Source organism: Ruegeria sp. YKSD179 (assembly GCF_059612885.1).
The window spans coordinates 88,794-102,145 of the sequence record NZ_JBXWRL010000007.1; the positions used below are offsets into that span (position 1 = coordinate 88,794).

Sequence of the window (13,352 nt, forward strand, 5' to 3'; positions counted from 1 at the left end):
CTGCGTCCTGCTGATTACCCGCCCATTTCAACTATTATTGCGCCGAGTGCAATCAATGCCATCAGTGCTATTCGTCTGGGACCCACGGTTTCCTTCAAAACTAACCAGCCAATCAGTGCAGCAAACACCGTCGACGTTTCCCGCAAAACTGCGGCTTCGCCAACTTTGTCCAATCGTGTCGCCAGCATGATCGATCCAAAAGAAAGTGGTGCGATAATGCCGCCTGAAACTCCGCGAAGCATTAGTGGACCAAGCGTTGGGCGGTTGATCATGGCCCGCCACCTCAAAAACGCATAGATCGGCATCACGGCACCATCGATCATGAAAAACCAGGCTAGAAACGTGAAAGGGTCGGCTGTGGCGCGGATACCGTATGCATCGTAAGTGGTGTAAAGCGCCACGAATAATCCCGTTGCAATCGCTAGCGTCAAGGCGATCCCCAGAGTTTCCCGGTCGGTTTCCAGATATCGAAGGTTGTACGCGGCTAGCCCAAAGATTCCTGACAGCAGTACCAATACACCCAACCACTGCGTGCCGGAAAAAGTTTCCCCAAACAACAGATATGCGCCGATTACAGTAAATAAGGGTCCAGTGCCGCGTACAACAGGGTAGACCACCGTATAGGAGCCTTTTGTGTAGGCCAAGGCCTGCAGAGTCTTATAGGCAATGTGGATCAACCAAACCACGCCAAAGATGGGCCACATGTATGGTTCGGGCCAAGGCACCACGAACAGTGCAAATGGCGCGGCCATCAGGCAATAGCTGGCGTCGATAGCACCGCGTGAAAGCCAGGGATCGTGGCGACCTTTCTGAAGAGCGCCGAAGACGGCGTGCAGAAAAGCCGCCATAACAGCAAGCAATAGTGCCAGCCTATGACCGGCATCGGTGCCTTCCAATGAGATCAGCCAGTCGCTCAAGTCTCGCTTCTTTCGAAAGATGATGGATAATGGGGCCCGACAAATCGGGTCTCAAGTAGTGCAATTCAGGTCAAGAATTTATCAGTCTTGGTCAAGACCGGTAAGCGCGGCAGCGAACTCATCTGGATCGAATGGGGCGAGGTCGTCAATCTGCTCGCCAACACCAATCGCGTGAATTGGCAAGCCGAATTTATCCGCAAGGGCAACCAGAACACCACCTTTTGCTGTCCCGTCAAGTTTTGTCATTACAAGCCCCGACACGTCGGCTAGGTTGCGAAATGTTTCTACCTGGCTGAGCGCGTTTTGCCCGGTGGTCGCGTCCAGAACCAACAGAGTGTTGTGAGGGGCGGTTTCGTCCTTCTTGCGAATAACGCGGACAATCTTGGCCAGTTCTTCCATCAGGTCGGCACGATTTTGTAGACGGCCAGCAGTATCGATCATCAGCAAATCCGCTCCGTCTTCCTGTGCCTTGGTCAACGCGTCGAAAGCCAGGGAGGCTGGGTCACTTCCTTCGGGCGCGGTCAAAACCGGTACGCCAGCGCGGTCGCCCCAAACTTGCAACTGTTCAACTGCTGCTGCGCGAAACGTATCACCGGCAGCGATTACCACTTTTTTTCCAGCATCTTTGAACTGGCTGGCGAGTTTTCCAATCGTAGTGGTTTTGCCTGATCCGTTGACACCGACAACCAAAACCACTTGCGGGCGCTTGGGATAGATCGGCATAGGTTTAGCGACTGGTTCCATAACCCTTGCCACTTCCTGTGCTAGTAGCTGCTTGATTTCGCGAGTAGAAAGTTTCCGGCCAAAACGCCCCTCGGCCATATTGGAGGTAACGCGCAGCGCGGTGTCTACACCCATGTCTGAGGCAATTAACAGCTCTTCAAGCTGTTCCAGCATATCGTCATCCAATGTTCGGCGAATTACCGTGTGATTTTCGTTTCGCCCAAACAGCCGGTTCAACACACCTTTAGGTTTTTCGACGGCCACTTCGGGCGGAGGCGGCACGGGCATGGGATCAGCTGGTTCAGGGGCTACTGGTTCAACAGGTTGCGGTGCTGGCGTCGTTTCGGGGACTTCCGGAACCGGTTGCGGCTCTGGTTCGGGGTCAGGAATGACGGGATCGGGCGAGACTGTTTCCTCGCCACCTTCTTCGACAATTGCTTCAAGCCCTTGTTCAAGCCGGGAAGATGATTTGAACAACCGGTCCTTTAGCTTTGAGAAAAATGCCATTTACAGTCTCCGCAGGTGTTCCCTTCACCTAATGCGGATTTGCAGCGGTTGCAAAGGGTCCCGAATAGACGACCAAAAATTCTGTCTGTGCACAACAATAAAGCTGCCAGATCAGTTAAGTAGTTTGTTTCTGCGCCGGGTAGAGTCAAAGTAACAGAAACTCGTTGGTTGCAAGGTTTTAGTCCAAAGAGATAGACGTGACCGCCGCCAGCAAAGCAATTGGCGTTGAGGGATAGCATCTGACACTATGGCGACATGTTAAGAAACCTTGTGATTCTTGTCGCGCTGTCCACCCAGGGCGCAATGGCGCAAACTGCTCTGTCCGGGTCCGAGTTTGATGCCTATACACGAGGAAAAACTCTTTTTTATGGTTTTGGCGGAACGGTTTACGGCGTTGAACGTTATCTGCCCAATCGCCGTGTAATCTGGTCCTTTTTGGATGGTGATTGCCAAAATGGCGTTTGGTACGAACGAGATGGTCAGATTTGCTTTGTGTACGAAGACCGGCTGGATCCGCAATGCTGGGTTTTTACCCAAACCGAGAAAGGATTGGTTGCGCAGTTCGAAGGGGACCCATCGTCAACAGAGCTGTACGAGGCAGATGATTTAGGCGAAGAAATGATCTGCTATGGACCAGACGTAGGAGTCTAATAGCAAAGATGATTAATGCGTTTTGCACCTTCAGAAGCCTTGATGAGCTTAACGAGCGAACAACTCCGGAAGATTTTGACCAGCAACCTCAAATTTTATCGTTCCGAGCCAACTGTTTAACCTAGAATAGTGAGCCTTGATCAGGCGGAGCAGGTTTTTGTTTTTTAGTAGCTGGTTTCGACGTTGTCGATCCGGTTGTCAGCTTTCCATCCGAAAACTCAATTTCAAGCACCTGGTGCCCAGCTGCCTGTGCCTTGGTTGTAATCAACTTATTTTCAGCCCTTACGACCGCGTAACCTCTGTCTAAGGTCGCCCGATAGCTAAGGGTTTCACGTAAGCGATCTGTTGCAACAAGTTGCTGCCGCATGCGCTCCAACCGCACAATTTGCGCCGCGTTCAATCGTTCTGAAAGACGAAGCAGCGCGTCGTTTTGCGCTCCCAACTCCCGTTCTAATGGTCGCCGAGAAAGGCGTGACGAAAGATTTCGCCATCTGTCTTTTCTGGTGTCGACCAAATTGCGCAGCGTCGAAGGGCGCAAATGAGCAGAAATATCCAACAGTTTGACGCGTCGGTTCTGCACGCCACGTAGCAAAGCGTTCGGTAGCCGTTCGGTGACCTGATCAAGCCGTTGACGGGGGCTGTCCAACAGGGCTTCGGCGCGAGGCAAGGCGCGCGACAAATCCCGCAACCGCTGGCTGCGACGTTGCACGGCATCAGCGGCAGAACGGGAAAGTCGGGCACCTTGTTCCCCTGTCCATGCCAGCAATTCCATCCGCACAGGCACGGCCAGTTCAGCGGCTGCCGTTGGCGTCGGAGCACGGCGGTCTGATACGAAATCTATCAGGGTCGTGTCAGTTTCGTGACCCACGGCAGAGATCAACGGAATATCCGAAGCTGCAGCTGCGCGGGCAACGGCCTCTTCATTGAACCCCCATAAGTCCTCGATCGAGCCGCCGCCGCGTGCAACGATGATCAAATCTGGTCTCGGTAACGCACCACCGGGTGTAAGCTGGTTAAAACCTTCGATGGCCCGCGCGACCTCTGGAGCGCAGTTGGCACCTTGGACGGCGACCGGCCAGATCAATACTTTGCGGGGAAAGCGGTCTCGCAACCGGTGCAAAATGTCGCGGATCACCGCGCCCGAAGGCGAGGTTACGACACCGATGATCTGCGGTAGATAGGGCAGGGGTTTCTTACGTTCCGGTGCGAACAATCCTTCGGTTTCTAGCTGTTTCTTCCGCTTCTCCAAAAGCGCCATTAATGCACCTTGGCCTGCGACAGCTACTTCTTCGACATTGAGGTTGTACTTGGACTGAGCGCCAAATGCGGTAAGACGCCCAGTAACGACGACCTCTAATCCTTCTTCGGGCACGACGGACAGGCCGCTGATTTGGCCTTTCCACGTGGTACAGGCCAGAACGTTCCGATCATCCTTGATGTCATAATACAAATGGCCCGAGCGCGCCTTAAACACACGACCGACTTCTCCGCGGACACGGATTCGGCCGAATGCGCCTTCCAGTGTGCGCTTTACCTCACCGGATATGTCCGAGACTGTGTATTCAGGAGTGTTCTGACCCGGTGTCGGGTCGTCAAGCAAGTCGGACATATCAGCGCCTTGTGTCAATTGCGCCCTCAGCTTAGAACGCCGCAAAGGCGAGGCCAAGCAGATCGGAGTGCATTTATGAACATCCTAATTCTCGGCAGCGGAGGGCGCGAACATTCGCTTGCCTGGGCGGTCATGCAAAACCCAAAATGCGACCGTCTGATTGTGGCTCCGGGCAATGCCGGGATTGCACAGATTGCTGATTGCGCTACGTTGGATATTGAAAATGGGGGCGCAGTCGTCAGCTTTGCCGAGGAAAACGCGATTGATTTCGTAATAATCGGTCCAGAAGCGCCCTTGGCAACTGGTGTTGCGGATCGCCTGCGCGAGGCTGGCGTCTTGGTATTCGGCCCTTCGGCAGATGCTGCTCAGCTGGAAGCGTCAAAAAGTTTCACCAAGGAAATCTGCGATGCGTCTAACGCACCTACGGCGGCATACGCGCGTTTCACCGAAGCCGCACCAGCCAAGGACTACATCCGAAAACAAGGAGCGCCGATTGTGGTCAAGGCCGATGGCCTTGCTGCTGGAAAGGGCGTGATCGTCGCGATGGACGAAAAAACCGCTCTTAATGCGATTGACGATATGTTCAGTGGTGTGTTCGGCGGAGCAGGCGCAGAAGTCGTGATAGAGGAGTTCATGGAGGGCGAGGAAGCGTCGCTGTTTGTCCTTTGCGACGGCACCGAGACTCTATCTATCGGTACAGCACAGGATCACAAGCGGGTAGGCGAAGGCGACACGGGGCTAAACACAGGCGGAATGGGAGCTTATTCCCCAGCCCCAGTATTGAGCGCAGAAATCGAAGCGCGGGCGATGGACGAAATAATTCGTCCGACTATAGCAGAGATGACGAAACGCGGCATGCCGTTTCAAGGTGTTCTATACGCGGGCCTTATGATCAAGGATGGCCAGCCTCGCCTGGTCGAATACAATGTTCGTTTTGGCGATCCCGAATGTCAGGTGCTGATGATGCGCCTCGGCGCACAAGTTCTTGATCTATTACAGGCTGCGGCAGAAGGCAGATTAAGCGAGACACAAGTCAACTGGGCGGATGATCACGCCATAACAGTAGTGATGGCGGCCAAGGGTTATCCTGGTGCGTATGAAAAAGGAACTGTTATTAAAGGGTTGGACGGCATTCCTGAAGATAGCCGGAACATGGTTTTTCATGCCGGGACAAAAGCTGTGGATGGCCAGGTTCTTGCCTCGGGGGGGCGTGTGCTGAATGTTACGGCCCGGGCTGATACCTTGCAGGAGGCCAAGGACCAAGCGTATGCAATGATCGAAGATATTGATTGGCCAGAAGGTTTCTTTCGCAGCGATATCGGTTGGCGCGCGCTTTGACGAAGGATGCTGTTAAGGCTTTTAGGTGCTAGCTAAGATCAGCACTCCATAGCATTGATCAGGCTGTTTGGGCTAAAATAGGGACCTAGATCAGATTTTATCCACTTTCCCTTGTAAGTTACGCTGATGACCCGGGTCCAACTACCGTTTGCAAGTATCAGTTCCGGGGTGTTTTCGCAGTGGCGCAGACCGCCAGAAATATAGTCTTCGCCGATGCGGTGGTTGGTTAAATCGGGCAATTCAATAATTTCAGTTAGGTCGCCTTGTTTGAACCGCCAGATGCGAAGAGTTTTGGCGAGATGTGGACGGTCTACATATGCAATCTCGGTAAACCCGTCGCCGTCCAGATCGCCCGCACCGACAGGCGCCAGCCAGCGATAGCGTGTGCCGATATGCGGCGTTGCGGCAATCTTTTGCCCTTCCGCCCCGTATATTGCTAATTGAGCGCCTTTTTCTGCATGAGACTCAACAACGATCACTTCGGGCGAGCCATCGCTGTCGATATCGATCATACGGGGTGAGAGGTCCTCGAACACACGATCTTGGGGCAGGCGTACGGTTATCTTACGCCGGTTTTCGCCTGTAACCGTTGCGTCAACTGTTAGTTCGAGCGCGCCGTATTCTATGCCATCGCCCAGTACACCATGCGCGTATCGCGTTGTCGGTTCTGTGAACCGGGCTGCTGTTATTGTGTCAGCCAATGACGAATGCACCGCTGCCGCCGTCAAAAAGCACGACAATAGCCCTGCGCCACGCGTCAGTTTGCTGCGCCTACGCGCGGTTGGACGCGGCGCTTTTGAAAGCATCAGATCTGTTTTTCGGGCATCTGTACGATTAGGCCGTCCAATTCATCAGTGACCTTGATCTGGCAGGTCAGGCGCGAGCGTTCTGGATCTGGTTCATAAGCAAAGTCCAGCATGTCTTCTTCCATGTCGTCCTTGGCCGGGATTTTTTCGACCCAGTCTGGGTGGACATAGACGTGGCAGGTCGAGCAGGCGCACGCGCCGCCACAATCCGCCTCGATGCCGGGTATGTTGTTGTCGCGAGCCCCCTCCATAACGGTCAGGCCGTTTGCTACGTCGACAGTATGCTCGGTACCGCCATGCTCGACATAGGTGATCTTTGCCATTGCGTGCGTATTCCTTTTGCGATGTTCGGAGTCTTCCTTAGTCAACGCATTTGTCTCTTTCCAGCCTCATTTGCGACTCAGTACGCCGCGACTGGACTTTCCTTGCGTTTGTTCTATTTTTGTTCTCATGCTTGTTGTCCCCACTCGCCCCATAGTGTCAGATCGACACTGGCCACGCCCACCTGCGTGTTTACCCGCCCGTCAATTGGACGCGCCGCCAGAGGGCGCGCTTGTTACAGTGGCAGGGCTGGTGATCCTGCGGCAAAGGCCGGGGACGGCCAAGGGCGTGATCTTTGTCACACTTGAAGATGAAACCGGCATCGTAAACGTAGTGGTCTGGCGAAAGATCTATGAACGCTTCCGCCGGGCGGTAATTTCGGGACGCCTGTTACGGGTTACGGGCCGGATGCAGCGAGCACATTCGGTGACCCATGTGATCGCGGAAGAGATTGAGGATATCTCGGGAATGTTGGATGTGCTGGTGCAGGGAGAGGCGGGGGAAATACGCGACAAGAAGGAGCTTCGTCAAAACCCAAACATATGATAAAGTTTGAATAATACAGGCAAAACCAAAAGGCAGTACCTAAAAAAACGCTATCTATCCGGGGAGATGACGATATGAGACACTTGGCCATCGGTACTGTTGCTGTAACTTTGGCAGTTGGCGTCGGAGTGGGGTCATGGATTGAGCGAGCCGACATTTCGGTCGGCCATGTGCTTAAAAACACTTTTGACGCGTTATCTCCTGGAATGGCGTTGGCAGATGAAACCGAACCGGAAATCTCGCCTATACAAGTACGAGACCGGCCGAGAGACGCATATTACCCCAATACAGAAGATCTGGACCCTAATGAGATGCGTGTTGTCGCATGCGGCACAGGCATGCCAACAACCCGAGCGGCGCAAGCCGCCGCGTGTTTTCTTGTAGAGCTTGGCAATGGCGACAAATTCTTCTTTGACATAGGTTCGGGTTCGTCCGAGCGAATATCCTCACTGCAGATTCCGTACAACTATCTAGACAAAGTCTTTGTTGGGCATCTTCACACAGACCATTTTGGTGCTTTGCACGAGCTTTTCATCGGTGGCGCGCTGATGGGGCGGAACAGACCGCTGCGTGTTTGGGGCCCAAGCGGATCGGTGCCTGAACTTGGAACGGCAGCGGCAACCGACAGTATGAAAGACATGTTGCTGTGGGACCTTAGCGCACGAGTCGGAGCAACCGACCCACGTGGCTATCAGATGGATGTGACCGAGTTTGATTACAAAGGCGAAAACGAAATAATTTACGAAGAGAATGGTGTTGTCGTGCGAAGCTTCCCGGCAATTCATGGAATTGACGGGGCAGTTAGTTTTTCGCTCGAATGGAATGATCTCAAGTTTGTATACAGTTCAGATACTTATCCGAACAAGTGGTTCATCGAATATGCCAAGGACGCCGATATCGCAATTCATGAGTGCTTCATCGCGGTTCCTGACATTGTCGGTAAGTTAGGTTTCACACCGGAGTCTGCGCTTGAGGTTGGAACACAGATTCATACAGCACCTGAAGCATTCGGAAAGGTGATGTCTGAAATCCAGCCCAGAATCGCTGTCGCGTATCACTTCTTTAATGACTTCGACACCGCAGGAGGCGTAGAAGAGCGTATTCGCACGACCTATGACGGGCCGCTAAGTTTAGCCGAAGATTTCATGGTCTGGAATGTTACCAAGGACGATATCCGCGTGCGAATGGCTGTAACCGAGGAACACACCTGGTCGCCACCACTTTCCGAACCACCAATTCCACCAGGAGAAAATGACCGACAGACCTTTGCCGAGAAACAGGGAATACCAGTTGAGTCGGTTGGGTTTTCGGATTTTATCGAAGGTGGGAAGTGGGATGTAGACGACGCGCTGCGGCCGATATACGAACAAGCCAGCGAAGCATTGGGCAGAGACTTTCCATATCCCGGCGATTAATCAGTTTTATCACTTTGTGGAATGGTTAGGGGCTGCTCTGGTAGTTGTTCGGCCAAAATTCAATCGAATTGGCGTTTGAACACGCTGTTTGTTATGAAAATTGGTGACATCGGTCGAGATGCCACCATTTCAACGAAATTACTTGCGTCTGTTTGCCTATTTAAACGCGAACAAGGGGTCGTGGTCCATCGTTCTATCGCCTAGCGCACTCAGGCATATCTTGAAAACAACATGTCAATTTCAGAAAGGTTGAACTCATTCATAATGCAAGCAGCCAAATGCACACGTGATTTTGCGGGATTGAGACAACGTGAACCAATCAATCCAGCAACCGCATTTTGCGATAGTGCAGCAGTAGGGCCAATGGTGGCCCTCGACGACATAACGATCGGGATACCTGCTTCCCTGGCTTGGTTCAGTTCTCTTCTTTGTTCTGGTGTTGCGTATCCGGGAGCGAGCCCGGCAACAACGATTCCTGCCGCACCACTAGCAAGCGCTGCACGTATCTGCGCTCCGTCAGCCCCAGCATATGACATGACGATTTCAACGCGAGGCCATTCTGCGCCGCTTCTCCATTCCAGTGCTGGATGTCTTGGCGGAGAAGTTCTACGAAAGACTAACGACGCCCCTTCGACCCTACCGACCTCCCCCGCAGGTTCAGACTGAAACGCATTCAATCCAAAATTACTAATCTTAGTGACGTCAGCAGCTGTATGGATGCCGCCGTCGATGACGACAAGAACGCCGCGGCCACGAGCGTCTATGGTGGAGGCGACTTTCAGGGCGCTCCAGAAATTGTATGCGACATCGGACGAAAGCGTTCCGTTCGGACGCTGCGCCCCGGTAAAAACAATGGGAACGTCCGCGCTCGAGAAAAGATCAATAGCGAACGCCGTCTCTTCTAAAGTCCCAGTCCCGTGGGTTATTACGATGCCGTCGATCTGGTTTTGAACACCGGAAATTTCTGCCAGCAACCTACCCCAAAACGGTGGACCAATTTCTGTACTGGAAACAGGGTCAAAGTCACTGAACGTTAGGTTGAAATCAGTTTTCTCATCCACGATTAACGATAGCAATTCTTTGCTGTTAACGCGCTTCCCAGACAAAGGGTAATTCAAGTAGTCGATTGTTGTCGCGCCAACAGACGAAATTGTTCCGCCTGTTCCGATAACGTGAACCTTTGGTAACATAGAGAAATGCTCTCACTAGGTTGATAATCCAGAATTGCCAACATCGAAGGAATGACAGTTCTATTAAGGTGGTTGAAGAAATTTGAAATCGTTAGTTTTCGCTACCGCTAAAACAAGATCTCTCGCGCCTGTTTGCTCCTTTGATTGGCACGTACTTCGAAATGTATTGTAGAAATAGTTGCTTTCCTCCCCTCAGGCTTGACCGACTCCAGAACGACATATCAGCAATAAAGAAAATGCTACCAGCGACGACCTCATTTTGAGCCAATCGACGGTAAAGCGGGCCGTATAACCCCGAGACTTCTGCCCTGTCGCGAAGTTTGGTGTATGGCAAATGCCGTGGCATATCGAGTTGAGGGGCTTATTTCTAGAAACGGTACACTCGGGCGATCATTAGGCAGTCACTACCCGACTGCCGCGTTATTACTCCTCGAATACAACTTTCTTACGCTGTGTTTCGCTAAAAGGCCGACCGCACTTGCAGGCCGGGTACATTTAAGTCGCGCCGCTCTCAAAGGCCGAAATCGTAGTACCATCCTGACCGTCGGGATAGACAATTTTAGGTATCCAATTGATTGGGATGACATTTGGAGTTTTGGGTCGGTTAGTTCACCTTTGCCGGTATTGATCAGATGGATTTGATAAAGAAATTCCATTTCTTCCAGTGCGAAGGATGTTTTCCAATCTTTCGGCGTGACCCAGAAGTACAGGTCGATCACGCCATTTCCCCAAATACTGAGATCATCAGGCTTTCTGTGCACACGGCAGGAGCTTTTGCGGTCGAGGCAGCGCAAAAAGCCGGGACCAACGTCTTTGATGATACGACGGCAGACCGGCACGCAAGTTTCCCAGACTTATTCGTTCAGGATTGCGTAGTAGTGCATTGTATAAGCGCAACAAACCGGGCCGTGTGTAGCTGGACCAATGGCAGATTCGGCGCTGTGGAGCCGCGACAGGCAAAGCAAGATTGGACAAATGATCAAGGGTGGCTGGGCAATCGATCTGCAGGGTCACGGCGTTTTTCGCTTGTATCCCCGAACCAATACTCCGGTCGCCGAGGGTAGGAGGTTGAATAATTCGTTCGTATAGAAAATCGAACAGGTCGTTTTCCCTACTAGTGATGTTTATCAACTCTGCTTGATGACCGGCTGGAGTGAGCAAGGCCCGTAAGGTGCGAGACCGATATGCCGCGCCTGTCATGGAGATTATTCGACGAATTGCTCCGGGTTGGATGTGATGCAAAGCTTCGAGCGCGAGTTCCACGCCCATTGAATGACCAATAAAATGAACCGGTCTGTCGTGGTGGCAATGGTGCAATTCGTTGATGACTTTAGCAAGAACACGCCCTGCTGCTAATGCACGGCTACGTGTTTTCCAAAGTGGTCCGCTGGCATCCCAGCCAAAAGCAAGAGCCAATCCTTCATTTTCGAACCCCGCACCGAACCCAAGCTGTTGTGGCCAACTGGGACAGCTATCGCCCTGCATCCGTGGCTGCAGAGAAAGAATGTGGCGGTGCGGGCAGGTTTTGCGATTGTAAGGTTGATACTTGAAACCGTGGGTCATGATGATGACAGGCCCGGGAATATTGCGCAGCTGCCGTAATACGCGGGTTGTCGATTTCGGGCTGCAGTGCAACTGGGCTTGGCCATTTACGGCATTGATCCTGATAACTGGCATTGTCGTGCCTCACACAAGATGTTGTGGTGCTCGTTTTTCACAACACCATGACGTTTAGATGAAGGCACGGTTACAGAACCGTGACGAAACCGCGCGAAAGCTTGACGACAACTGTGCTGAGGCGTATGGGCAACAAGGTACTACGTGGCGATTTGTTACCGGATTGCGGGCCACGTTAAACAACGCCGCTAAAAGGTCAGGATGAAAGACCCCTTTCGCTTGGCCGCGTCTGGGGTTTTTTGTTTGCCTCACGAATAGAGGCTGAAAGGAATGACATGAGCCAAAGCTGGAACAAACGCACGCAAGCCGTCCATGGCGGAACTAGGCGCAGCCAATATAATGAGGTCAGCGAAGCGATCTTTCTGACCCAAGGATTTGTCTATGAAACGGCCGAACAGGCCGAAGCCCGCTTTTTGGAGTGCGGCCCTGATGAGTTCATATACGCGCGGTATGGCAACCCTACGGTTTCAATGTTCGAAAAACGCATCGCCGCTTTGGAGGGCGCCGAGGATGCATTTGCTACGGCCTCGGGGATGGCGGCGGTGAATGGGGCGCTTGTTTCAATGTTGAAAGCAGGTGATCACGTTGTTTCGGCTAGGGCCTTGTTCGGTTCTTGTCTATACATTCTGGAAAATATTCTGACCCGGTACGGTGTAGAAGTGACTTTCGTCGACGGTACGGATTTGGATCAGTGGAAATCAGCCATTCGCCAAAACACCAAGGCTGTTTTCTTTGAATCAATGTCGAACCCCACGCTGGAAATCATTGATATAGAAGCAGTTTCAAAGCTGGCTCATGCGGTCGGTGCGCAGGTTATTGTGGACAATGTGTTTTCGACCCCGGTGTTTTCCCGCGCAATTGAACAGGGCGCTGACGTAGTTGTGTATTCTGCGACCAAGCACATCGATGGGCAGGGCCGTGCTCTGGGTGGCGTGATCATTGGATCGGAAGAATTCATTCGGGGCACCGTTGAGCCATATCTCAAACATACAGGTGGGGCGCTTAGTCCATTCAATGCGTGGGTCATGCTAAAGGGCTTAGAAACGATTTCTTTGCGAGTGAATGCACAGGCCGAGACTGCGATGGCCATTGCCGAGACATTCGAAAACCATCCGGCCCTAGAGCAAATGATGTACCCGGGATTGAAAAGCCATGCTCAGAACGCTTTGGTTCAGTCTCAGCTTGGTGGTAAGGGTGGGACAGTTCTATCGATGGATATCAAAGGCGGCAAAGGGGCAGCGTTTGCGTTTTTAAATACCCTTGCAATCCCAGTCATTTCGAACAACCTGGGTGATGCGAAATCGATAGCGACCCATCCAGCAACCACAACGCATCAACGTCTGAGCGAAGCTCAAAAAGACGAACTGGGTATCACACCCGGGCTTATTAGGTATTCGGTTGGCTTGGAAGATTCGGCTGATTTAATTGCAGATATTGAGCGTGCACTCGACGTGTCCCAAAAATAAGATTGGATCCGCTAAATGGCCCTGGCTGTTCGGCGGGTCGCAAAAATGGTAGGGTACCGTTGAAAATAATAGTCGATCTAACGCAAGTTTTTCCGATCCGATTAGGTGGCTTATGCGTATCGAAGTGGACTGGCATAAGAACTGAAACCGCTTATATTCCAGCGGCGAGACAAGGATACCCTGCCT

12 protein-coding genes and 1 riboswitch are annotated in these 13,352 nt (G+C 52.4%); of the genes, 5 read left to right on the forward strand and 7 right to left on the reverse strand.

The genetic code is table 11. The annotated features are described in order from the left end of the window. Positions 1-14: 14 nt before the first annotated feature. On the reverse strand, positions 15-917 hold the full coding sequence (locus tag AC2FNE_RS06160; protein WP_170475778.1) for an EamA family transporter: 903 nt from the start codon (positions 915-917) through the stop codon (positions 15-17). Positions 918-998: 81 nt separating this feature from the next. Further along, positions 999-2,147, reverse strand: a complete 1,149-nt coding sequence (ftsY, locus tag AC2FNE_RS06165) for a signal recognition particle-docking protein FtsY (protein ID WP_496804966.1) — start codon at positions 2,145-2,147, stop codon at positions 999-1,001. 255 nt (positions 2,148-2,402) lie between these two features. On the opposite strand from ftsY, the gene AC2FNE_RS06170 reads away from it, so the two are divergent. Further along, complete coding sequence (locus tag AC2FNE_RS06170) at positions 2,403-2,798, forward strand: hypothetical protein (RefSeq protein ID WP_170603803.1); 396 nt, start codon at positions 2,403-2,405, stop codon at positions 2,796-2,798. 121 nt (positions 2,799-2,919) lie between these two features. Here AC2FNE_RS06170 and xseA read toward each other — a convergent pair whose 3' ends face one another. Continuing rightward, positions 2,920-4,407, reverse strand: a complete 1,488-nt coding sequence (xseA, locus tag AC2FNE_RS06175) for an exodeoxyribonuclease VII large subunit (protein WP_170603802.1) — start codon at positions 4,405-4,407, stop codon at positions 2,920-2,922. A 75-nt stretch (positions 4,408-4,482) separates the two neighbouring features. Here xseA and purD point away from each other — a divergent pair, with 75 nt between their 5' ends. Continuing rightward, positions 4,483-5,745, forward strand: a complete 1,263-nt coding sequence (gene purD, locus AC2FNE_RS06180; RefSeq protein ID WP_170603801.1) for a phosphoribosylamine--glycine ligase — start codon at positions 4,483-4,485, stop codon at positions 5,743-5,745. Positions 5,746-5,783: 38 nt separating this feature from the next. Here purD and AC2FNE_RS06185 read toward each other — a convergent pair whose 3' ends face one another. Then, positions 5,784-6,551 (reverse strand): FG-GAP repeat domain-containing protein, encoded by a 768-nt coding sequence (locus AC2FNE_RS06185; protein ID WP_170603800.1) that lies wholly within the window; start codon positions 6,549-6,551, stop codon positions 5,784-5,786. After that, complete coding sequence (locus AC2FNE_RS06190; protein ID WP_170475766.1) at positions 6,551-6,874, reverse strand: 2Fe-2S iron-sulfur cluster-binding protein; 324 nt, start codon at positions 6,872-6,874, stop codon at positions 6,551-6,553. Before AC2FNE_RS06190 ends, AC2FNE_RS06185 begins: the two co-directional genes overlap by 1 nt. Positions 6,875-7,001: 127 nt before the next feature. Between AC2FNE_RS06190 and AC2FNE_RS06195 the strand changes: the two genes are divergently transcribed. After that, on the forward strand, positions 7,002-7,418 hold the full coding sequence (locus tag AC2FNE_RS06195; protein WP_170475764.1) for an OB-fold nucleic acid binding domain-containing protein: 417 nt from the start codon (positions 7,002-7,004) through the stop codon (positions 7,416-7,418). Positions 7,419-7,492: 74 nt separating this feature from the next. Further along, positions 7,493-8,833, forward strand: coding sequence for a guanitoxin biosynthesis MBL fold metallo-hydrolase GntH (gene gntH / locus AC2FNE_RS06200; RefSeq protein WP_170475762.1), 1,341 nt, complete (start codon positions 7,493-7,495; stop codon positions 8,831-8,833). A 209-nt stretch (positions 8,834-9,042) separates the two neighbouring features. On the opposite strand, the gene AC2FNE_RS06205 is transcribed toward gntH, so the two are convergent. Both AC2FNE_RS06205 and AC2FNE_RS06210 read right to left on the reverse strand, forming a co-directional pair. Then, the gene (locus AC2FNE_RS06205) at positions 9,043-10,023 is read right to left on the reverse strand and encodes an asparaginase (RefSeq protein ID WP_496804967.1); all 981 of its coding nucleotides are present in this window, start codon (positions 10,021-10,023) and stop codon (positions 9,043-9,045) included. Between the two features lie 744 nt (positions 10,024-10,767). Beyond that, complete coding sequence (locus tag AC2FNE_RS06210) at positions 10,768-11,700, reverse strand: alpha/beta hydrolase (RefSeq protein ID WP_496804968.1); 933 nt, start codon at positions 11,698-11,700, stop codon at positions 10,768-10,770. A 134-nt stretch (positions 11,701-11,834) separates the two neighbouring features. Continuing rightward, positions 11,835-11,912, forward strand: a riboswitch (SAM riboswitch). 63 nt (positions 11,913-11,975) lie between these two features. Here AC2FNE_RS06210 and metZ point away from each other — a divergent pair. Beyond that, on the forward strand, positions 11,976-13,166 hold the full coding sequence (metZ, locus tag AC2FNE_RS06215) for an O-succinylhomoserine sulfhydrylase (RefSeq protein WP_170603797.1): 1,191 nt from the start codon (positions 11,976-11,978) through the stop codon (positions 13,164-13,166). Positions 13,167-13,352 lie beyond the last annotated feature (186 nt).